Here is a 21,599-nt window from a genome sequence, read left to right on the forward strand (position 1 = left end):
TTTTTTCTTGCTATTACTTTACTGTAGTTAACAATACAGCCATATCTACCATTTTAGCAGCATAACCATATTCATTATCATACCAAGCCACGAATTTATAAAAAGTTTCGTTTAAAGCAATACCTGCTTTTGCATCCACAATACACGTATGAGGATCCGAAGCAAAATCTTGTGATACCACATCGTCTTCGACAAAAGCCATAATTCCTTTTAATTCATTTTCACTCGCTTTTTTGAACACAGCCATTACATCTTCATAAGTTGTTGGTTTGGCAAGTTTTACTGTTAAGTCCACTACAGATACATCTACTGTAGGAACACGCATAGACATTCCTGTAATTTTTCCTTTCAACGCTGGAATTACTTTTCCTACTGCTTTAGCTGCTCCTGTTGAAGCTGGAATAATATTAACCAAAGCCGAACGTCCACCTCTAAAATCTTTTTTAGAAGGCCCGTCAACCGTATATTGTGTTGCTGTAGCTGCGTGAATCGTTGTCATTAACCCCTCAACAATACCAAAGTGATCATTTAATACTTTAGCCAAAGGAGCCAAACAATTCGTTGTACACGAAGCATTAGAAATAATGGTATCCGTTGCTTTTAATTCTTTTTCATTCACTCCCATTACAAACATAGGAGCATCAGGTGATGGAGAAGAAATCAACACTTTTTTCGCTCCTGCGTCCAAGTGTTTTTGGCAACCTGCTAAGTCTTTAAATACCCCTGTACAGTCTGCTACCACATCTACATTCACCTCATCCCATTTCAACAACAAAGGATCGCGTTCTGCCGTTACTCGAATTTCTTTTCCGTTGACAATTAAATGGCCATCCACTACCTCAACTGTACCTTCAAAACGACCGTGAACAGAATCGTACTTAATTAAATACGCCAATTGATCCACTGCCATCAAATCGTTTACTGCAACGATTTCTATATCATTTCTCTTTACTGCTTCTCTTAACATTAGACGTCCAATACGTCCAAATCCATTAATACCAACTCTTGTTTTCATATTTTGCTTTTTTATTTAATTCTTTACTTTAGATTGTAATAATATCAGACACACGCAATAATTCTGCATCGACAGCGGTATGTCCTTTCACAATATTTTCTAGTGGAGTCAAGGCTACTTGATCATTGATCAATCCCACCATGAAGTTTTTCCCTCCTTCTAATAAGGTTTCGACAGCTTTTACACTCAATCGACTGGCTAAAACGCGGTCAAAACACGAGGGAGCACCTCCGCGTTGCATGTGACCTAAAACCGATACACGCACTTCGTATTCTGGTAGATGTTCTTCGACATATTCACCTAATTCAAAAACGTTTTTGCCTAATTTCTCTCCTTCTGCTACAATGACGATACTCGACGATTTTCCAGAGAGTTTGCTCTTTTTCAGCGATTCAAGCAAGCGTTCCAATCCCATATTTTCTTCGGGAATAATGATTTCCTCAGCTCCTGCTCCAATACCTGCATTTAAGGCAATATGACCCGCATCGCGTCCCATTACTTCAACAAAAAACAAACGCTTATGTGAACTTGCGGTATCTCTAATTTTATCCACTGCATCGACAACAGTGTTCAGTGCTGTATCAAATCCAATCGTGTGGCTCGTACCATTAATATCGTTATCGATGGTACCTGGAATTCCCATCACGGGAATATCAAATTCTTTACTCAACATCATGGCTCCAGTAAAACTACCATCTCCACCAATGACAATCAAAGCGTCGATCTGCGCTTGCTTAAGGTTTTCATAGGCTGTTTTACGGCCCTCAGCCGTTCGGAAAGCAGCACTACGCGCTGTTTTTAAAATGGTTCCTCCTTTGTTAATAATATAATTAACATCACGAGGCCCTAACACTTCAAAATCCCCTTCAACCAAACCTTGAAATCCTCTAAACACGCCTACACACATAATATTGTGGTAAGAACAAGTACGCACAATAGCTCTGATTGCAGCATTCATCCCCGGTGCATCACCACCAGAGGTTAAAACCCCTATCTTTCTTATAAGGTTACTCATAATCACTTTTCTTTTTAGTAAATTTAAGGAATACCCTAGACTAAATCAATCGATAAATGCGATTTGTTTACCAAAATGGTATTATATTTTTGTTAAAAATCAATTATTTTTTACTCAAACATCATTTAATCAAACTAACAGATACTAAAAATGTTAATTGATTTCAAAACAAGTAGACTAAAAAACTCTCAAAATAACTGATATACAATATGTTAACATTTTTTAAACGAGCTAACATGCAAAAGAATCAGTTGTGTTCCTATCACAGGTACTGCTGTGGAAGTTACTCCTCTTTCCTTCCATAATATAGACTCAATATAAATTAGACTCAAAATCAAATTAAAAAACAGTAAAACAATAATAATCAATCAATTAAAATAAAAAATCACCTTCTTACACAAATGCGAAAAAAAATTCTACAAATGAAAATTAAAGCTATTTTTGTGGCATGAAAAGAAAGAGAACAGAAAGAATCGTATTCGAAAACGTAGAAGTCCTTGATGCAGGTGCAAAAGGCGTTTCGGTAGCTAAGGCTCCTGATGGGAAAGTTGTTTTTATTCCCCATGTTGTTCCGGGAGATATCGTTGATATTCAAACCGTTAAAAAGAGAAAAGCATATTACGAAGGGATAGCGATAAAAATTCATCATTTTTCTGAGCATCGCATTGAACCTGTGTGCCAACATTTTGGTGCTTGTGGTGGTTGTAAGTGGCAAAATATGTCATATGAGCAACAGTTATTTTACAAAAACCAAGAGGTTCAAAATAACTTAAAGCGAATTGGAAAAATAGAATTACCTGATTTTGAGCCTATTTTAGGTTCTGAAAAAACGCTATTTTACAGAAATAAAATGGAGTTTTCATTCTCCAATGCCCGTTGGTTAACTCCAGAGGAGATTGCTAGTGGAGATGAAATAGGAAAAGAAAATGCGCTAGGGTTTCACATACCAAAAATGTGGGACAAGATCTTAGATATTCAAAAATGTCATTTGCAACAAGATCCATCCAATGCTATCCGCAATGAGATTCGCGAATTTGCCAATGCCAACCAACTATCGTTCTTCAATCCAAGAGAGCAAGAAGGACTATTGCGTACCTTAATGATCCGCACGAGTTCTATTGGAGAAATCATGGTGATGATTCAATTTTTCTATGACAACAAACAAGAAAGAGAATTGCTTCTCGATCATCTAGCGGCAAAATTCCCTGCAATTACTTCACTTCAATATGTAGTGAATGCCAAGGCGAATGACACCATTTACGACCAAGATGTTGTTTTATATAAAGGACGCGACTATATCTTAGAAGAGATGGAAGGGTTGAAATTTAGCATCAATGCCAAATCGTTCTACCAAACCAACTCCGATCAAGCGTACGAGTTGTACAAGATCACGCGTGATTACGCTGAGTTAACGGGGAATGAATTGGTTTTTGACTTGTACACGGGTACGGGAACTATTGCTCAATTCGTTTCTAAAAAGGCGAAAAAAGTAGTAGGTGTTGAAGCAGTTCCAGAGGCGATTGCCGATGCAAAAATCAACGCAGAACGCAATGACATCACCAATTGTGATTTCTTTGTTGGAGACATGAAAAACGTATTCAACGATGAGTTTATTGCCACTCACGGTCATCCAGATGTAATTATCACCGACCCGCCGCGTGATGGTATGCACAAAGACGTGGTTGATATGTTGTTAAAAGTAGCGCCTAAACGCATTGTGTATGTAAGTTGTAACTCTGCTACACAAGCAAGAGATTTAGCTTTACTAGACGCAAAATACAAGGTAACTAAAGTTCGTCCAGTTGATATGTTCCCACAAACCCATCACGTGGAAAATGTGGTTCAATTGGAATTAAAATAATACAAAAAAAACACCAAAAAAAGGAGTATCTCTTGTTGAGATACTCCTTTTTTTTACCCAAGATGGTTCATTCTGCTACATTAATTCCTAAAAAAGAAGGTATTTACAGGATCATTTTCTCGCTATAGCCCACCAAATACATCAACAAAAGAAGTATTTCTTCGCGATGAAGGATATTTTTGAAAGAAGTGCAAAAAACAGGACTATTTTTTGAATGACAAGTTGTACATAATAACTTAAATTTTTAAAAAATGAAAAGACTAGTACTCGGATTTGGGCTTATTGCCTTACTCCTATCCAGCTGTAGCAAAGAAGAACAAGAAGTTGCACCCCAAAACCTTCAACATCCCTATCAATTAACAGAAGATTCCTATCAAGCGAAAATTGTTCAAATGGAAACCCTTTTTCATCAACATGGTTTTGTTAATGATTTAGAAGATCCCTATGATTACAATGACCCCAAAAACAGAAAAGCCATTGAGGAGCTTGATTTAAAGGAACTGAAACTCTTCCTCGAAGAATTTAGTTCAGAAGAAGGACTGAAAAATTTAGATGAAGCAGGAAGTATAGAAAAATCTGAACAATATGCGAGAGAACACAATGCTACAAATACAAAAGGGACTATCGTCTTGTGATAGTCCCTTTTGTATTTAACCTATGCGGTAGCTACTTAAAAATTCGGTTTCAATGTATATTTCTTGTAGAAAGCATCAATGCGTTCCACCACTTCATCTGCCGAATCAACCAATTGGATTAAATCCATATCTTCTGGTGAAATATTGCTGTATTTATCGAGCAATACCTTTTTAATCCACTCCAACATGCCACCCCAGAAATCAGTTCCCACTAAAATAATTGGGAATCTAGCGATTTTCTTTGTTTGGATTAAGGTAATTGCTTCGAATAATTCATCTAGGGTTCCGAAACCACCTGGCATAACAACAAATCCTTGTGAATATTTGACAAACATTACTTTACGCACGAAAAAGTAGTCGAACTGAATGTTTTTATCACTGTCAATATACGGATTAAAGTGCTGCTCAAAAGGCAATTCGATATTCAATCCTACCGACACTCCTTGTCCTAGATGTGCTCCTTTATTACCAGCTTCCATAATTCCAGGTCCTCCCCCAGTAATTACGCCATATCCTGCTTTACTTACTTTAAAAGCAATTTCTTCAGCTAAGGTATAGTATGGATCCTCTTTTTTAGTTCTTGCTGATCCGAAGATAGAAATACAAGGACCAATACGGCCCATTTTTTCATATCCATTAACGAATTCAGACATGATTTTAAAGATTCCCCATGAATCATTTGTCTTTATCTCTGTCCAAGATTTTTGCTTGAATTTTTCTTGGATCTTCTCCTCTTCATTTCCTAAAATTTCTTTCATAATTCAATTATTTTTTAAGCTCTTTTTTCAAAAAGTGAGCCGTATAACTCTTCTTCACTTTACTTATTTCTTCTGGTGTTCCCTTTGCTAGTACTTCACCTCCATTTGCTCCTCCTTCATAACCGATATCAATGATATAATCTGCGAGTTTAATCACATCGAGGTTGTGTTCAATAATCAGCACTGTATTGCCTTTCTCTACCAAAGTATTGATTACCTCCATCAAGACGCGAATATCTTCAAAGTGCAATCCTGTCGTTGGTTCATCCAAGATATAGAACGTATTTCCCGTATCTTTTTTCGATAACTCCGTTGCCAATTTAATGCGTTGTGCTTCTCCTCCTGATAGGGTTGTACTTTGCTGACCTAAGGTAATATACCCCAATCCGACATCGTTAATCGTCTTTAGCTTGCGGTATATTTTCGGTATATTTTCAAAGAATTCTGTTGCATCCGCAACAGTCATTTCCAATACATCCGAAATAGATTTCCCCTTATATCTGATTTCGAGCGTTTCGCGATTGAATCGTTTGCCTTGACAGGTTTCGCACTCAACGTATACATCAGGTAAAAAACCCATCTCGATGGTGCGTACTCCAGAACCTTCACAGGTATCACATCGTCCTCCACTGACATTAAAACTAAAGCGTCCCGGTTTATATCCACGAATAGATGCTTCGGTAGTTTGCGCAAATAGATTTCGAATATCCGAAAATACATCGGTATACGTTGCTGGATTGGACCTTGGCGTACGTCCAATTGGACTTTGATCGATGCCGATTACTTTGTCAATGTGTTCTAATCCACTAATCTTCTTATAGGGTTGTGGTTTTGCCACAGCATGGAAGAAGTGGGTATTCAAGATTGGATAAAGCGTCCCATTGATTAAAGTTGATTTTCCCGATCCTGACACTCCTGTCACACAGGTTAAGGTACCCAAGGGAATTTCGATGGTTACATTCTTTAAATTATTTCCTGTCGCTCCCTCTAATTTGATCTTCTTTCCATTTCCTTTTCTTCGCTCTTTGGGAACGGCAATCTCTAGCTCACCATTCAAATATTGAGCCGTTAAAGTATGTTCTTTCAACAATTCTTTTGGCGTTCCTGTGCTGATGATTTTTCCTCCGCGTTTTCCCGCATAAGGTCCAATATCAATCACAAAATCAGCGCGTTCAATCATATCTTTATCGTGTTCTACAACGAGAACGGAATTCCCAAGATCTCGTAACGACTCCAAAGACTTAATTAAGCGCTCATTATCTCGTTGGTGCAACCCAATACTCGGTTCATCTAAAATATACAATACACCCACCAATTGAGAGCCAATTTGCGTAGCCAAACGAATGCGTTGTGCTTCTCCTCCTGATAGGGTTCTTGAACTTCGGTTTAACGATAAATACGTCAAGCCTACATCTTTCAAAAACGACAATCGCGTATTGATTTCCTTTGTAATTTCTTCCGCAATACTCTTTTGCTTTTCTGAAAGTTTGCTATTGATATCAGCAAACCAAGCAATCAAATGTTCAATATCCATTTGAATGAGTTCTCCAATATTTTTATCTGCAATTCTAAAATACAACGCTTCCTTTCTCAAGCGTGTACCTTGACAAGAAGGACAGTCAATTTCGTCCATGTATTCTTTTGCCCAACGCTTAATTGATGCCGTTTCACTTTCTTCAAACTGATTTTTGATAAAGTTGTTGATTCCCTCAAAATCAATTTTATAGTTCTTTGAGATTCCAGCAACTTTGTGTTCTACGGTAAAACTATCTTGTCCCCCTTGAAGAATCACCTCCATGGCTTCTTTGGGAATATCTTGAATAGCATCTGCTAATTTAAAATTATAGCGTTGTGCAATAATCTCCAATTGCTTGAATATCCAGGTACTTTTTTCAGGACCTAGAGGAGCTAAACCTCCTTTTTTAATGGATACTGTCGCATCGGGAATTACTTTTTTAGGGTTTATTTCATGTATCGTCCCTAGTCCATTACACACTTCACAAGCTCCTTTTGGGGAGTTGAAAGAAAAGTTATTCGGTTCGGGTTTCGCATAGGAAATACCTGAGGTTGGACACATGAGATGACGGCTAAAGAAACGTACGTCTTGTGACTCTTGATCTAAAATAACAATGGTATCATCCCCGTGATACATGGCGGTTTGAATGCTTTCTGCTAAACGCTGAACGGTTTGTTCTTTCGAATCAACAACCAAGCGATCAATCACAATTTCGATATCGTGTGTTTTATATCGATCGGCCTTCATGCCATACTCTAAATCCTTAATTTCGCCATCTAAGCGCACTTTCAAAAACCCTTGTTTGGCAATTTGTTCAAACAACTCGCGGTAGTGTCCTTTTCTAGAACGAACAACAGGAGCCAAAATACTTATTTTTTTTCCGTCAAAATCGTTGAGAATCAATTCTTGAATTTGACTATCGGTATAGCTCACCATTTTTTCTCCGGTATTATAGCTATACGCTTCTCCTGCTCTTGCATAGAGCAAGCGCAAGAAGTCATAAATTTCTGTAATGGTTCCCACAGTAGATCTTGGGCTGCGATTCGTCGTTTTTTGTTCGATTGCAATTACAGGAGATAATCCATCAATTTTATCAACATCTGGGCGTTCTAGACCGCCTAAAAATTGTCTTGCATAGGCAGAAAACGTCTCAATATAACGGCGTTGTCCCTCTGCATATATTGTATCGAAGGCTAAAGACGATTTACCAGAACCCGACAATCCCGTGATTACAACGAGTTTTTCTCGTGGTATACGGATATCAATATTTTTTAGATTGTGAACGCGAGCTCCTAAAACTTCAATATAATCTTCTACTTTAGACATAATTTTGTGCAAAAGAACAAAGATACATATTAATCTCGTTTTATGTAATCTGCAGTTCTAATGTTTTGATTTGATTTAGCATTATTTAACAGCTTTATTCGCTTGATTTTTAATTACACAAAGGCATTCGTTCTACTTTTAAAAATCGTATTTTTATCTCGAAAAAAAAGAATACAATGAGAGGAGCCCTATTATATGAGTTAGGTCAAGTTCCAAAATTTGGCACAATAGACGAACCGACAGTACAAAAAGAAGGACAACATGCTATTCGCGTAACTGCTGCTGCGGTAAAAAACTTAGATAAAGCTCGAACCAGTGGTAAACACTATGCGAGTTATACCGATTTACCGACTGTTGTTGGCAATGATGGCGTTGGTTATTTGGAAGATGGAACCCGAGTATACGGACAAGGAATTACGGGTATGATAGCGGAACACGCAATTATCTCGAGTAACTACACCCCTATCCCCAAGAATTTAGACGATGTCACTGCCGCTGCTTTACCCAATGCTATTTTAGGATCTGCTATGCCTTTGATCATTCGTGCGCGCTTGGAAGCAGGACAAAATGTTTTATTCAATGGAGCAACAGGTGTCACAGGGCAAGTGGGAGTACAAATTGCCAAACACTATGGCGCAAAAGAAATCATTGTAACAGGAAGAAATAAAGCAATACTCGAACAGTTAAAGGCTTTGGGGGCTACCCAGACTCTCGTCCTCACGGAAGACAACGACGCCTTAGAAGAGCAAATCAAAGCCATTCACCAAGCCACTCCCATCGATGTGGTGATTGATTATTTATGGGGTAAACCCTTTCAATCCATCCTCAATGCATTCAAAGGCAACGATATAAACCACCTTACCTCCACCGTAAAAATTGTTACTGCAGGCGACATGGCTGGTAAAGAAATTCAACTGACTTCTGCTATTCTGAGAAGTACGGATATTCAGTTGATGGGTTCTGGATTTGGCAGTTTAACAAAAGAAGAACTCATCGTATTTAACAAAGTTATTTTACCCGAAATGTTTTTACTCGCTGCTCGAGGTAAATTGCATATTCAAACAGAAGCACATCCTTTAGAAGTAATTGAACAGGTGTGGAATAAAACCTTAGATCCTGGCACGCGTTTAGTCATTACCCTATAAGTTTGCAGGATAACCAACTTGCTGTACTAGCATGTAGTAAAAACGCACTACTTTTGTCTGCTCATTTTTTTTGACTGCTAATCCAATAACACAATGAAAATCTTTTTAGAGAATTACTTTCAATTAAGTAAAAACAAAACGACCATTCGAAAGGAAATGATGGCTGGGGTGATCACATTCTTAACGATGTCTTATATTTTAGTGGTCAATCCCAATATTCTAGCCGATGCAGGAATGGACAAACAAGCCGTTTTTATGGCTACGGCCCTGGCAACAGTTTGCGCTACTCTATTGATGGGATTTATGGCAAAATTGCCCATTGCTCAAGCACCAGGCATGGGATTAAATAGCTTTTTCGCCTATACTGTTGTATTGACGATGGGCTATAGTTGGGAATTTGCTTTGACAGGTGTATTTTTAGCGGGTTTAATTTTTCTTGTTTTGACCCTATTTAACATTAGAGAACTAATTGTCAACAACATACCCAAAGTATTAAAAGAAGCGATTCCCGTAGGTATTGGCTTATTCATTACCTTGATCGGATTAAAAAGTGCAGGCCTTGTCGTTAGTAATCCCAATACGCTAGTCACCCTAGGTGATTTTAGTCAGCACAGCGTGTGGATTGCACTTGCGGGGCTGTTGGTAACAGGAATCCTATTGATTAAGAATATCAATGGCGCTATTTTAATTGGAATTATTGTGGCCACAGTATTTGGTTTTATCTTGGGAGACGTACAACTTCCTTCGCATTTAATTACCGCCCCACCTTCTATGGCACCGACATTTGGCAAAGCCTTGTCTTTCCTATTTTCACCAGAAACAGCAAGCAGCGTTTTTTCTATTGACATGGTTATTGTTGTATTTACCTTTCTCTTTGTCAATTTATTTGATACCATTGGCACCTTGATTGGCGTAGTTTCTAAAACGGGAATTGCAGATAAGCAGGGGAATTTTCCTCAGATGAAGAAAGCGCTCTTAACGGATGCTTTGGGTACAACTTTTGGTGCTATACTGGGAACAAGTTCAGTAACCTCTTATGTAGAAAGTGCTTCTGGAGTAGCTTCTGGTGGACGTACGGGATTAACTGCGGTAAGTGTCGCTTGTATGTTTGCCTTATCCATTTTTTTAGCTCCTTTATTCTTAGTAATTCCTGCTGCTGCTACCGCCCCTGCCTTAGTAATCGTGGGATTATTTATGATCAGTTCTGTCGTGAACATTGACTTTACTGATTTTTCAGAAGCCTTACCGGCTTTTATTACCATTGTCTTTATGCCGTTTACCTACAGTATTGCAGAAGGCATCGTATTTGGTATGCTTAGTTTTACTCTTTTTAAAGTTGGAACACAAAAATACAAAGATGTTAGTCCAACGCTATATATTTTATCCTTGCTATTTCTAATCAAAATTGTCTTGGATGCCCTATAAAAAATAGCCCTAAACATCTTGCGGTTTAGGGCTATTTTTTACTTCTTTATTTTCTCAGCTACAAGCTGGGCTAAATTTGATTTTTTATCTGTTTCGGAAAGACTTTCATATACTGCAGTTAGTTGCGTTACATCATCTCCACTGGTATAATACAAATAGTAGAGCGATGTTAATGCCGTTTTGTGTTGTGCTAGAAAATTATCGATAAAGATAGCTTGATCTTCTTGAAGCTTTTTATACGTACTCAATATTTGATTAATCTTTTCTTCATCCTTGTTTTGCAAGGCTTCCATATACGTACTTTGTTGTTGTCCTTGATAGCTTAACAAATTGTACTTATATAGACTTAAATTGCGCTCAAATTCACTTAACTCCTCATTGTTTTGTGTTCCTTTTAAAGCAAAGGAGGTGAAGTTTTCCTGGTTGATGTTTACTTCTATTTTTCCACTTTCAATAAACAAGGGAATTCTTCCTTTTTGATTTTGAAAGGATAAGTACCCTAAAGTAGGTTGATCAATTTTGCCTTCAAATCGGAATACATTGTCTTTTACGAGCATAGAATCTAGCTTTATCCCTTCTACCTCTTGCGTAACGCCTACTTGATTCAAATACACCCACGTTTCGTCGGGCACATTGGCCAAAGCTCCTTCAATTTCAAAAGCCGTATTGGTATGGCAAGCGGTGAACATCAGGGCTATTCCAAACAACAACCCATATTGATATCTTTTCATTGTATTTTTTTTAATGTATTAAATTTACCTTATTTCGCGGGTACTACAAGGATAAAAACGAAACAAATAGCATGATCCATCCTGCAACCAAGGATAAACCACCAATTGGCGTAATAGGACCTAATATTTTTATTTTCTTGCCAAACGTAGCACTTAACACAAGTCCATAGATACTAAAAGAAAATAGAATGACACCGATTATAATTAGATTAGCTGCGTAATACGTGTGATCTGTTTGTGGTAAAATGCCGATGAGGATCAATAGAATTGCGTGATACATTTGGTATTTTACTCCTGTTTCAAAACTTTCTAATCGCTCTGTATCCATGTGTTTTTTTAGTGCATGCGCACCGAAAGCACCGAAGATAATGGCTAGTGCTCCAAAAACACTTCCAGCGAGTAAGGGCGTTGTATTGATCATATTTATTGTATTTAGTTATTCTTTTTAATTCAGGGTTAATTGGCCTAAAATTTCTTCTGACATAAAAGGACCACCAGGATAACGAGCCGTATAATCGAGATTGAGCCATATTTGTCCGCGCTCATCCACGTGATAATGTACTTCTTTCCCCTTACTTTCTTCTTTAAACAATACCTCTTTAATCAGAAAGATCACTTTCTCTAGGTGAGCTGTATTTTCGATTAACATCTCAGGATACATATGTTCTTTAGTGTGGATTAAGCGGGGTGTTCCACCAATAGAGCGAATCAAAGCCGCCATTAAGATCGAATAGTCATCACAATCACCAGAAAAATGCATCAACGACTCAGAAGCTGTGGCGATATACTCCCTGCCTTTGGGGTCATTGACGTAGTTCCAACGCGTTCGCACTTCTTTAAAAATTGCTAAACACTGTATAATTTGTCGATATTCACCATACCCTTGTACTTTGGAGAAATTTTTAGTTGTCGCTAACAAGGCAAAATTCCTCACCTTTGGATTATCATATTCAATTGCTTTAATAACTTTTGATTTATTGGGGAAGGGCAATAATTTTGAAATAATTAAATCTTGTGGATTTTGTGTACTTGCCATCGCATAAATCATCACGCGATAGTCTTCAAAAATAGATTCTAAATCGTAATCTTCATGTGAAGTTCCAATAAAAAAGATGGCTAAATACGCAATAATACAAATAAAAAGTATCGTTTTCAGCTTGGTTAAAATAAACTGAAATAGAGCCAAAATAATCAATCCCAACAAAATACGATCCAGCTGATAAGGCCATTCGGGATCAATAATATTTTGATGGACAATAATAAATACGGGAATGGTAAGTAGTACGTTTAATATAAAAATAATGATATTGTCCCATGGAGAAGGAATTCTCAGGTACTCATACCATTTTTTCTTCTTTTTTACAATTTGTACTTCTTGGTTATTCATCTAGTTTTCAGCAAAAAAAATTACAGCTTGACTTCTTCGTATTTTTTTGGATTATCAATTAACTGGAGGTCCATTAATTGTTGTTGTATTTTATTGTAATTAGCGGCAGCTAGTTGTTTCTGCGACCAACGCGTCAAGGTTAACCAACGCTGAATATCTTCAATTTTCTGATCATAGCGTTCAGCTAGTGTACGATCAATACTAGGAATCCATTTAAATTCTTCTGTTGTTGCGTTGATGATCTCGAGGATATGCTCAACAACGGTCCTGTTTTTTGCGACAAAATCCTGATTACCTACTAGTAAAAATGAGGGCCAAGGCGTTGGACATTCTCCGATTCTTCTAAAAATATGTTGATCGACCAAGGGCTGTGTCATAAAGCGTTCCCACATAAAGTAATCCGCTTCTTTATTTTGTAAGGCTAAAACCGCCTTGTCTAGAGTATCTACAACAACAAACTCCAACTCCTCAATATTCCAATTCATTTGCTTGGCGTGTACAATAGCCATCAGATGAGAACCCGACCCCAATCGACTGATTGCAATGCGTTTATGAGCTAAATCATCCACCGTTTGAAAAGGTGCATCTGCTGCTACGTGAATGCCCCACAACAAAGGAGAGGCCACATATTCTTGTATGATAGTAGTAGGATTACCAGCTGTAATATCTTTGATAATTCCCTCTGATAAAATGATCGCTAGGTCTGTTTCATTCTGGCGTAACATCTGACACATTTTACCTGTTCCTTCGGGGACATCTTCCCATTGCAAATCGATTCCAGCTTCATCAAATTCTCCATTTTCAATGCACAAATGCCAAGGTAAATTAAAGTGTTCGGGTACTCCTACAATTCTAACTGCTTTCATTTTTATAAGTTCTATTCATTTTACTGCTAAGATAATAAAAAGTATGTTCAATGATTCGTAAAATGGTATTAACAAAAAAAAATCTCTACAAGTTTTGTAGAGATTTTAAGGGTTATGGTTTCATAGAACCCGTTTGTTTTAGACGTGTATGAAATTTAAACGCTTCTTCCAAAATATGAGGGGTATGTCCGCCTATTTCTTTGGCTCGTTCAAAGTAATCTTTCAACTCTTCTTTATACTCAGGATGCACACAATTTTCGATAATTACCTCTGCGCGTTCGCGTGGAGATAGTCCGCGTAAATCGGCTAATCCTTGATCCGTCACGAGGATATCTACATCGTGTTCCGTGTGATCCACATGAGATACCATCGGTAAGACATGTGAAATTTTATTTTCTTTAGAAGCGGCTTGGGTCACGAAGATACTCAGGTATGCATTTCGTGCAAAATCTCCAGATCCTCCGATACCGTTCATCATTTTGTTTCCTCCGATATGCGTAGAATTGACATTTCCATAAATATCAAATTCAATCGCTGTATTAATAGCAATAATACCCAATCGACGAATCACCTCGGGTGCGTTACTGATATTTTGTGGACGCAAAACCAGCTTGTCTTTATACTGATCAAAATTATTGATTATTTTCTCATAACACGCTTCTGTTACCGTAATGGATGATCCTGAAGCAAAAGTCATTTTGCCTGAGTCGATCAAATCAAAGGTACTATCCTGAAGCACTTCCGAATACATGGTTAAGTCTTTGAAAGGTCCATCAATAAACCCAGTCAATACAGCGTTTGCTACTTTTCCGATTCCCGCTTGCAAAGGCAAGAGTGCTTCCGTTAGATTACCCTTTTTCACCTCTGCTTCGAAGAAATTCAATAAGTGTGTGGATATTGCTGTTGTTTTTACATCTGGTTCAGGTAAAATGGCTGGTGTATCTTCGATACTAGAGAACACCACCCCGACCACGCGATCTGGATCTAAGCGAATAAACGACTCTCCAATACGGTCTTTGACGGTGTGAATAGGGATAATCTCTCTTCGCGGTTGCTTGATTGGAATACAGTTATCGTGAATTCCCTCTACGCTCAAAGGAATAGCCGTATTTATCTCAATGATAATCTTTTTGGCTACACTGGCAAAATACGCAGAGTTACCAATCGAAGTTGTTGGAATAATAAACCCCTCCTCCGTAATATAGGTAGCCTCAATAATCGCTACTTCGACTTGTGGAATATGTTTTTCTTGTAATTGTTCGATTGTTTCACTCAAGTGTTGGTCAATATATTTGACTTGTCCACTGTTAATCGCATGTCTTAGGTCCGAATCCGCTTGGAAGGGCATTCTGCGGATCAACGCATTATTTTTTGCCAAATCGGCATCTGTTGTTTGTCCTAAAGAAGCTCCTGTAATTAGGGTAATCGCTACTTTTTCATTGGCTGCTCGTTGAGCAAAAGCAGGTAAAACGGATTTACTATCTCCTGCTTTGGTAAATCCACTAGCTCCTACAATGGCTTTATCGTGAATTAGTAAGGCTGCTTCTTCTGCAGATAGAATTCGATCTCTATAAGGAGCGAATTTGATTCTGTCCAAATTAGAATCTTCTGTTGTCATTTCTCATTTGTTTAATTAGCTGCTTAAAAATAGGACTTTTTTATTAATATTTGATATGTATAGAATCACATCTCCGTATTTATACGATAATCCATTATAATTATCATAAAATATTTGATTCAACCCCGTTATTTTAAGACTATAAAATGAAAAACACATTTTAACCTTAGTATTCTTCCTAAAAACTAAAAGTCTGACTTTACTATTTTTTAGGATTGCTATTTTTTGTCTGTTTTTCCTCCTCAATCTATCTAAAAACAGAAAAAAACACCAACTGATATTCTTTTTTTTAACATTTTTTCTTCTCCTCAAACCAGTTCATCTAGGCGGTGTATTTCGTCAACGAATTCCCTATCCAGTTATCCACTCATTAAGGGCAAAAAAAAACAGCAGTAGGGCTCTACTGCTGTTTTTAGTATCAGATAAAAATGACTCGTATAATACGTTCATTTTTTATTTCAATAATTCTTCTACTTTTTGGTACAATTCTTCTCCGTATAAATTAACTGCTAAGATTTGTCCTTTTTCGTCGATTAGGTAATTTGCAGGAATTGCTCGTACGCCATATTCAGCAGCAATTTCATCATTCCAGAACTGTAGGTTTGAAACTTGTCCCCAAACTAATCCGTCTTTCTCGATCGCTTGTACCCATTTTTCTTTTTCTTTATCTAAAGAAACACCAATAATATCCAATCCTTTGTCTTTGAATCCGTTGTATAATTTTACAACATTTGGATTTTCTACGCGACAAGGTCCACACCAAGAAGCCCAGAAATCAATTAAAACTAATTTTTTTCCTTTTTTAAACTCCTCCAAAGACAATTCTTTATCGTCTGGTGTTTTACTTGTGAAGTTTGGAGCGATGTCCCCTACTTTCAATGCTGCAGCTTCTTCTGATAAGCCCATCATTTTAAGTATTGAATCTACTTTTTTCCCTACTTTTGACTCTTTCAATTCAGCAGAATACTTGTCAAATTCCTTCGCGAAATCTATCTCGTCATCTTGTGAAGACATCATTTGTTGAGAAAGCAATAACAATCCGAAAGCTGTATTGGTATGATCTGTCAAATATTTTTTGTACACGTCATTGATGCTCTCCACATACCCCATGTATTCTTTTTGCAAAGCTTCCATTGCAGCGCGGTCTGCCTCTTCTGTTGATTGACTTAATTGCATCAATTTCATTTGATTCTCATCAATAAACGATCTAAGTTTGATCACTGTTGGTTTCACCTCTTGTTGTAGTTTTTGTAGCTTCACGTTATTCTCGCTTCCGCCTAAAACTGTTTCTGTAGGTTCGTCTTTTGTATATGAAATGGTAATATGTCCAGGCTCTCCAATGAAAAACACATTCGTCTGCATATCACCTCCTAATACCATATAGGCCTCTTCTAACTCAGTAAAAGGGTTTTCAACAACTAATTTATTTCCTTTTACAGTTCCCGTATAAACAACAGTTGGAGATGGATTACCCAATTCTGAAGTCATGATTTCTACTTTTGTATCGTCAGCGACATCTTTGGTAGTAATCTCAATTGTATTATTTTGCTTACAAGAAAACATGGTTAATGCAAGCAAAACAACTGCTAATTTCTTCATAGTAATGATTTATAATTTTACGTTCTCGTAAAAGTATTAATAAAATCATTATATCAAAAAGAAGTGGCGTTAATAAATTCGTTAATATTCCGTCTGAATCAGGATTAGTTGACTATTCGATCTTTATTTCGATAAAATAGTGAATCTGTTAACTAAGCCAAAGCTTAAAGTCATTCACTTTTTCTCTACTTACGATTAATTCTTCCTCAAAATCGACTTGTAAGCTCAATTTTAATCGCGAATTAGTATACGCGATAATTTCTTTAATAGCGTCTACGGCAACGATGTGTTTTCGGCTAATACGGAAGAACTGTTCGGCTTCAATTGTCTTTTCCACCTCATCCAGTGAATTATCTAAGATATATTCTCGGCCTTCTTTGGTTTTGAGGTAGGTTAATTTATTTGCACTAAAGAAACAAGCAACTTCGCCCACGGGAATAATCTTCAATTGGGTGCCTATTTTAATTAAAAATCGCTCTTTATTTTCCTTAGGTGTAGTGGACAAAAAGGATTTAAACAAGTTCAGCTGTTCTGTAAAAGCAAAAAACGAAGCGCGTTGTTCATTGAATTTGTCGATGGCACCTTTTAAGTCTGCATCGCCAATAGGCTTGAGTAGGTAATCAATACTATTGAGTTTAAATGCTCGTAAGGCGTAGGCGTCGTAAGCGGTTGTAAAAATAATTGCGCTTTTTACTTCCACCTGATCAAATATTTCGAAAGACAATCCATCGGAAAGTTGAATATCTAAAAAGATTAAATCGGGTTCTTCATTATGTTGAAACCAATGAACAGCATCCTCCACACTGGTTAGCATTTCTAAGACATCATATCCTAATTTCTCAATTTTTCGTTCCAACAAACGAGCGGCTGGTTTTTCATCCTCAACAATGACTATTCGAAGTGGTTTCATCTTTTAATTTCAATTGATATTCATACGTTTTTTTCAAGCGTTCAAACTCCTTACGCTCTAAATAATCTTGCCATTTGGACAAAAAGGGTAAAGATTCTGCATAATACACACTAAGCTGTAGTAAAAGGAGAAACAACCAGAACAAAGATAATTCATAAAACATTCGGATCGAACTATTATATCCGTCAATTTCGACCCCAATACGCACGCCTTGTAAGCCGCCAAATTGCTTATAGATCAATGAACTAGTAAAGATTCCCCACAAAACCCCTTGTGCAATTAATCCACGTAAGGTACTGATTCGATTCTTCTTATAGGCTATATACTTTCTTTCTACTTCTTTGGTATAAAACTTCATAGCCCTTATTTCCAGTTACTACTTCGCTTGTTCTGTTGGTCCATGTATTCGCGAATCTTGCGATCTTCCCAATCTTTGCCTAAGAAAAAGTGGTAGTTATAGGTCTTCATCCAATCAGCCACCAATCCAATTCCCCAAGAAAATACGACGATCAAACTCCACATAAATCTAGCGTCTGTCATCATATTTAAAACAATCAAAAAAGTATTCACCATAATATACAGGGTTAGGTGGGCGTAGAATTTTTTTATTTTCTCCACGTTTTTTTTCGCTTCAATTAGAATCTCTTGCTCATTTTCTTGTACATCAATAATTCTCATAGGTTCAAAAATTTTAGTTAATATCGGTATATGTACGATAAAGGTTGTTTCAGTTTGGTTTACTCTTATAGGCTTGGCAGTTAATAAGGCATAGCGATCAGCAATATTAGTCAGTCCAATTCCCTTTCGATCTTCGTTTACTTGGCGTAAGTTTAGATTATTCTCTACCACCAAGTAGCCATTTTCTTGCCTGATTACGATATGCAGGGGTTTATTCGCTGTTGCCTTATTGTGTTTGATGACGTTTTCCAACAACAGTTGCAAAGACAAGGGAACAACTTTTGCTCCTTCCTGTTTAATATCATGATCGATATCAAAGGTCAAACTATCCTCAAAGCGCATCTGAAGTAATTCGATATACGTTCTAGCAAAATCTAGTTCTTCTTCTAAAGGGACTAGCTCTTTATTCTTTTGATCTAAGATATAGCGATAGGTTTTGGATAATCCACTAGTGAACTCTTGTGCTTTATCCGGATTTTCTTCGATTAAGGCATTGAGTACATTTAAACTATTAAACAAAAAATGGGGATCTAATTGATTTTTCAAACTTTCGAACTGCGCTGATACACTTCCTGTGATCACCTTTTGTTCGTCAATACTCATTTTTTTATCTAAAGAAGTAAAATAGGTATAGTAGTAGATATACACTAAGATACTAAAAAAAAAAGCTGTACTAAAAACCGAGCTAAAACTACTGGAGTCCATAAAGTAATAGAAGGTTTTATTTCCGATGATGTGTACGTCAAAAATCTTCAACCCCAAACTAACAAACCAAATAAAGCCAAAGTTAATAGCTGTGACAATAGCCGTAACTTTGTGTACACTATTTTCTTTTCCATCGAGTGTTTGGGCTAATTTCTTCCAATAGTTTTCCTTCCAATATTGGTTCACTAGCACAATGATCCCAACGAAGGAAACCAAATAGCCTAGAAATAGTGATAAATCCATAAAACGCAGCTTTAACACATTTGTAAATAGGATAAATACAATAAAGGCTAGAAGTACTAATTTGAAGTAATTATTTCTCATGTTGTTTTGTAAATGATTTTACCTCTGGGGTTGTATTGCTCTTTTCTTGTTTTTCTTGCGGGGTCCATGTTGTTGTTTCTTCCTTACTATACGAAGTATTTGCCGCTGAGACAGGAATCAATTGCAGGACCAATTGCATAAGCGTTATAATGATCAAAAATATAAATTTCATATCTACTTCCTTTGATTTACATGACAAATATGATAGGATAAATTAACGTAAAAAAATAATAGTCGATGAACTGTCATTTTAGTGCGATGAATTGTAAAAGGAGGTAATCTTTTGATTTCCAACCTTGAAAAATTAGAACCTTCACTCCAAAATAAAAAGACCTCATTTATAAGAAAAGAGTTAATAATAATTTTAAATTTGCAATTCTAATCGGTTTAAAAAATTATGGTTTATAAATTCAGAGTTATCCTTGATACTGAGGAAGATATTTTTCGCGACATTGCTATATTAGAAGACGATACCTTAGAAGATTTACACAATGCTATTGTTAATGCCTTTGGTTTTGACGGTATGGAAGCGGCTTCATTTTACGCTTGCGACGATAGTTGGGCACAACAAGAGGAAGAGATCTCTCTTTTTGACATGAGTGATGATCCAGCAGGTGGAAGAACAATGGGATCAACTACCATTGGTTCGGTATTAGACGAAGATCAAACGAAAATTATTTACGTGTATGACTTTCTTAATATGTGGACATTCTTTGTTGAATTAGCTGCTATTGAAGAGGAAGAACCAGGAACAGCATACCCTGAGTTGCTGTTTTCTCATGGGATTTTACCTGATCATATACCAACCAAGTCTTTTACTTCTGATCCAGTATCTAACGACGATATTTACGGCGATTTTGACGATGATTATGATGAGGAAGATTATGATATGTTTGAAGGCGATGATAGCTTTACAGACTATGGCGAGGATAATTACTAGACTTTTTAATTATAAAAATAACAGATCTATAAACGGTCTACTACATACTTAAATAAATTATGATCAACCTTTTTAATGCACACGTAGAAACTTTATCGATTCATAGAGTTGGAAATAAAAGTAGAAATGAGGCTATCTTTTTATCGGAAGAACCCTACACGTTAAACGATGAAATAGCTCCTTTATTAAAAGAATATTTCTTCAAGCCTTTCCGTGAGAAAGAAGAAAATTACTTTCAATTCGTACACGATGTTGATTTGGAGTTCAACGATATGTTTAATTATGCAGCAGAGTTGTTTAATGCGCCTTCTTCTGATAAAGCTCATGAGATCTCACAAAAAATAACCAAACACCTATTTGAGCAATCAAACCATCCACACATTAAAAATGGAGAAGTATATGTTACTTACCTAACCAATACGTCTATCGACAACAATGTAGTAGATGCGATTGGAATTTTCAAAAGTGAGATTAAATCTGACTTCTTGCAATTTCAAGAAAACGGATCGAATTTAGAAATGATCTTACAGCAAGGGATTAACTTAAACAAGTTAGACAAAGGGTGTATTATCTTCAACTACAAAAAAGAAGAAGGGTATAAAATTCTTACAATTGACAGCAACCGCTATGATGCTCGTTATTGGTTAGAGCACTTCTTATGTGTAGATATCTTCCAAGATGAGGCCTTCATGACCAAAAAATATTTAAAGTTCTGCCAAGACTTTGCAAAGGATGTAGTTTTACCTGCGGAGGATAAAAAAGAAGAGGTTATGTTTATGAATCGCTCTGTCAACTACTTTGCTAAAAACGACGAATTTGAAGAGAGCAATTTCTTAAACGAAGTCATTGACAATCCTGATTTAATTTCGGAGTTCAAAAACTACAAGGTAGACAAAGGAGAGAAATACAGCATTGAAGATACGACGTCTTTCCCTATTGCAAATAATGCCGTTTCTGATGCGCGTAAAAAAATTAAGAACGTGATTAATTTAGATACGAATATTCAGATTAAGCTTGACTTCATCAATCCAGAAAGCGCAGATAAATTTGTAGAAAAAGGATGGGATGAAGAAAAACAAATGTACTACTACTTAGTGTACTTTAACAAAGAACAAAAATCCTAAAAACATAAGCATAAAAAAAAC

Annotated in this window: 20 protein-coding genes; 6 read left to right on the plus strand and 14 right to left on the minus strand. The window is 36.7% G+C overall.

The window, feature by feature from the left end; all coding sequences use genetic code 11:
• Positions 1 to 13 precede the first annotated feature (13 nt).
• Both gap and pfkA read right to left on the minus strand, forming a co-directional pair.
• The gene (gap, locus tag ACPDHL_RS02570) at positions 14 to 1,015 is read right to left on the minus strand and encodes a type I glyceraldehyde-3-phosphate dehydrogenase (protein ID WP_430531235.1); all 1,002 of its coding nucleotides are present in this window, start codon (positions 1,013 to 1,015) and stop codon (positions 14 to 16) included.
• Between the two features lie 28 nt (positions 1,016 to 1,043).
• On the minus strand, positions 1,044 to 2,030 hold the full coding sequence (gene pfkA, locus ACPDHL_RS02575) for a 6-phosphofructokinase (protein WP_430531236.1): 987 nt from the start codon (positions 2,028 to 2,030) through the stop codon (positions 1,044 to 1,046).
• A 448-nt stretch (positions 2,031 to 2,478) separates the two neighbouring features.
• Here pfkA and rlmD point away from each other — a divergent pair, with 448 nt between their 5' ends.
• Entirely contained in the window at positions 2,479 to 3,891 is a 1,413-nt protein-coding gene (gene rlmD, locus ACPDHL_RS02580) for a 23S rRNA (uracil(1939)-C(5))-methyltransferase RlmD (protein ID WP_430531237.1), read from the plus strand.
• 251 nt (positions 3,892 to 4,142) lie between these two features.
• Positions 4,143 to 4,526, plus strand: a complete 384-nt coding sequence (locus ACPDHL_RS02585; RefSeq protein ID WP_430531238.1) for a hypothetical protein — start codon at positions 4,143 to 4,145, stop codon at positions 4,524 to 4,526.
• Between the two features lie 35 nt (positions 4,527 to 4,561).
• On the opposite strand, the gene ACPDHL_RS02590 is transcribed toward ACPDHL_RS02585, so the two are convergent.
• A complete protein-coding gene (locus tag ACPDHL_RS02590) occupies positions 4,562 to 5,284 on the minus strand; it encodes a TIGR00730 family Rossman fold protein (RefSeq protein WP_430531239.1) in 723 nt (240 codons plus the stop codon).
• Positions 5,285 to 5,291: 7 nt separating this feature from the next.
• Complete coding sequence (uvrA, locus tag ACPDHL_RS02595; protein ID WP_430531240.1) at positions 5,292 to 8,126, minus strand: excinuclease ABC subunit UvrA; 2,835 nt, start codon at positions 8,124 to 8,126, stop codon at positions 5,292 to 5,294.
• Between the two features lie 176 nt (positions 8,127 to 8,302).
• On the opposite strand from uvrA, the gene ACPDHL_RS02600 reads away from it, so the two are divergent.
• Entirely contained in the window at positions 8,303 to 9,271 is a 969-nt protein-coding gene (locus ACPDHL_RS02600) for a quinone oxidoreductase family protein (RefSeq protein ID WP_430531241.1), read from the plus strand.
• 93 nt (positions 9,272 to 9,364) lie between these two features.
• Complete coding sequence (locus ACPDHL_RS02605; protein WP_430531242.1) at positions 9,365 to 10,696, plus strand: NCS2 family permease; 1,332 nt, start codon at positions 9,365 to 9,367, stop codon at positions 10,694 to 10,696.
• Positions 10,697 to 10,734: 38 nt separating this feature from the next.
• On the opposite strand, the gene ACPDHL_RS02610 is transcribed toward ACPDHL_RS02605, so the two are convergent.
• From ACPDHL_RS02610 to ACPDHL_RS02655, 10 genes are all read right to left on the minus strand, one after another.
• Complete coding sequence (locus ACPDHL_RS02610; RefSeq protein ID WP_430531243.1) at positions 10,735 to 11,427, minus strand: DUF4369 domain-containing protein; 693 nt, start codon at positions 11,425 to 11,427, stop codon at positions 10,735 to 10,737.
• Between the two features lie 43 nt (positions 11,428 to 11,470).
• Positions 11,471 to 11,854: a DUF423 domain-containing protein gene (locus tag ACPDHL_RS02615; RefSeq protein ID WP_430531263.1), complete on the minus strand. Its 384-nt coding sequence runs from the start codon at positions 11,852 to 11,854 to the stop codon at positions 11,471 to 11,473.
• Between the two features lie 18 nt (positions 11,855 to 11,872).
• Positions 11,873 to 12,814 (minus strand): transglutaminase domain-containing protein, encoded by a 942-nt coding sequence (locus tag ACPDHL_RS02620; protein WP_430531244.1) that lies wholly within the window; start codon positions 12,812 to 12,814, stop codon positions 11,873 to 11,875.
• A gap of 20 nt (positions 12,815 to 12,834) precedes the next feature.
• Entirely contained in the window at positions 12,835 to 13,680 is an 846-nt protein-coding gene (locus ACPDHL_RS02625; RefSeq protein WP_430531245.1) for a substrate-binding domain-containing protein, read from the minus strand.
• Positions 13,681 to 13,792: 112 nt separating this feature from the next.
• A complete protein-coding gene (locus ACPDHL_RS02630) occupies positions 13,793 to 15,298 on the minus strand; it encodes a succinate CoA transferase (protein ID WP_430531246.1) in 1,506 nt (501 codons plus the stop codon).
• A 453-nt stretch (positions 15,299 to 15,751) separates the two neighbouring features.
• Positions 15,752 to 16,897 carry a peroxiredoxin family protein gene (locus ACPDHL_RS02635; RefSeq protein ID WP_430531247.1) on the minus strand — a complete coding sequence of 382 codons (1,146 nt, stop codon included), beginning with the start codon at positions 16,895 to 16,897 and terminating at the stop codon, positions 15,752 to 15,754.
• A 148-nt stretch (positions 16,898 to 17,045) separates the two neighbouring features.
• Positions 17,046 to 17,807, minus strand: coding sequence for a LytR/AlgR family response regulator transcription factor (locus ACPDHL_RS02640; RefSeq protein ID WP_430531248.1), 762 nt, complete (start codon positions 17,805 to 17,807; stop codon positions 17,046 to 17,048).
• Positions 17,779 to 18,165: a hypothetical protein gene (locus ACPDHL_RS02645; RefSeq protein ID WP_430531249.1), complete on the minus strand. Its 387-nt coding sequence runs from the start codon at positions 18,163 to 18,165 to the stop codon at positions 17,779 to 17,781. The genes ACPDHL_RS02640 and ACPDHL_RS02645 overlap by 29 nt, the downstream gene beginning before the upstream one ends.
• Before the next feature lie 5 nt (positions 18,166 to 18,170).
• Positions 18,171 to 19,433 carry a histidine kinase gene (locus ACPDHL_RS02650; RefSeq protein WP_430531250.1) on the minus strand — a complete coding sequence of 421 codons (1,263 nt, stop codon included), beginning with the start codon at positions 19,431 to 19,433 and terminating at the stop codon, positions 18,171 to 18,173.
• 70 nt (positions 19,434 to 19,503) lie between these two features.
• A complete protein-coding gene (locus ACPDHL_RS02655; RefSeq protein ID WP_430531251.1) occupies positions 19,504 to 19,686 on the minus strand; it encodes a hypothetical protein in 183 nt (60 codons plus the stop codon).
• A gap of 225 nt (positions 19,687 to 19,911) precedes the next feature.
• Here ACPDHL_RS02655 and ACPDHL_RS02660 point away from each other — a divergent pair, with 225 nt between their 5' ends.
• Both ACPDHL_RS02660 and ACPDHL_RS02665 read left to right on the plus strand, forming a co-directional pair.
• Positions 19,912 to 20,454, plus strand: a complete 543-nt coding sequence (locus tag ACPDHL_RS02660; protein ID WP_430531252.1) for an IS1096 element passenger TnpR family protein — start codon at positions 19,912 to 19,914, stop codon at positions 20,452 to 20,454.
• Positions 20,455 to 20,513: 59 nt separating this feature from the next.
• Positions 20,514 to 21,578 carry a nucleoid-associated protein gene (locus ACPDHL_RS02665; RefSeq protein ID WP_430531253.1) on the plus strand — a complete coding sequence of 355 codons (1,065 nt, stop codon included), beginning with the start codon at positions 20,514 to 20,516 and terminating at the stop codon, positions 21,576 to 21,578.
• Positions 21,579 to 21,599: the final 21 nt, after the last annotated feature.

The sequence above is a fragment of the Myroides sp. C15-4 genome, from assembly GCF_050522745.1.
GTDB lineage: Bacteria > Bacteroidota > Bacteroidia > Flavobacteriales > Flavobacteriaceae > Flavobacterium.

Coding starts and splice junctions, on each gene's coding strand:
- gap (WP_430531235.1), bottom strand. CDS start 1,015: ATGAAAACAAGAGTTGGTATTAATGGATTTGGACGTATTGGACGTCTA.
- pfkA (WP_430531236.1), bottom strand. CDS start 2,030: ATGAGTAACCTTATAAGAAAGATAGGGGTTTTAACCTCTGGTGGTGAT.
- rlmD (WP_430531237.1), top strand. CDS start 2,479: ATGAAAAGAAAGAGAACAGAAAGAATCGTATTCGAAAACGTAGAAGTC.
- ACPDHL_RS02585 (WP_430531238.1), top strand. CDS start 4,143: ATGAAAAGACTAGTACTCGGATTTGGGCTTATTGCCTTACTCCTATCC.
- ACPDHL_RS02590 (WP_430531239.1), bottom strand. CDS start 5,284: ATGAAAGAAATTTTAGGAAATGAAGAGGAGAAGATCCAAGAAAAATTC.
- uvrA (WP_430531240.1), bottom strand. CDS start 8,126: ATGTCTAAAGTAGAAGATTATATTGAAGTTTTAGGAGCTCGCGTTCAC.
- ACPDHL_RS02600 (WP_430531241.1), top strand. CDS start 8,303: ATGAGAGGAGCCCTATTATATGAGTTAGGTCAAGTTCCAAAATTTGGC.
- ACPDHL_RS02605 (WP_430531242.1), top strand. CDS start 9,365: ATGAAAATCTTTTTAGAGAATTACTTTCAATTAAGTAAAAACAAAACG.
- ACPDHL_RS02610 (WP_430531243.1), bottom strand. CDS start 11,427: ATGAAAAGATATCAATATGGGTTGTTGTTTGGAATAGCCCTGATGTTC.
- ACPDHL_RS02620 (WP_430531244.1), bottom strand. CDS start 12,814: ATGAATAACCAAGAAGTACAAATTGTAAAAAAGAAGAAAAAATGGTAT.
- ACPDHL_RS02625 (WP_430531245.1), bottom strand. CDS start 13,680: ATGAAAGCAGTTAGAATTGTAGGAGTACCCGAACACTTTAATTTACCT.
- ACPDHL_RS02630 (WP_430531246.1), bottom strand. CDS start 15,298: ATGACAACAGAAGATTCTAATTTGGACAGAATCAAATTCGCTCCTTAT.
- ACPDHL_RS02635 (WP_430531247.1), bottom strand. CDS start 16,897: ATGAAGAAATTAGCAGTTGTTTTGCTTGCATTAACCATGTTTTCTTGT.
- ACPDHL_RS02640 (WP_430531248.1), bottom strand. CDS start 17,807: ATGAAACCACTTCGAATAGTCATTGTTGAGGATGAAAAACCAGCCGCT.
- ACPDHL_RS02645 (WP_430531249.1), bottom strand. CDS start 18,165: ATGAAGTTTTATACCAAAGAAGTAGAAAGAAAGTATATAGCCTATAAG.
- ACPDHL_RS02650 (WP_430531250.1), bottom strand. CDS start 19,433: ATGGATTTATCACTATTTCTAGGCTATTTGGTTTCCTTCGTTGGGATC.
- ACPDHL_RS02655 (WP_430531251.1), bottom strand. CDS start 19,686: ATGAAATTTATATTTTTGATCATTATAACGCTTATGCAATTGGTCCTG.
- ACPDHL_RS02660 (WP_430531252.1), top strand. CDS start 19,912: ATGGTTTATAAATTCAGAGTTATCCTTGATACTGAGGAAGATATTTTT.
- ACPDHL_RS02665 (WP_430531253.1), top strand. CDS start 20,514: ATGATCAACCTTTTTAATGCACACGTAGAAACTTTATCGATTCATAGA.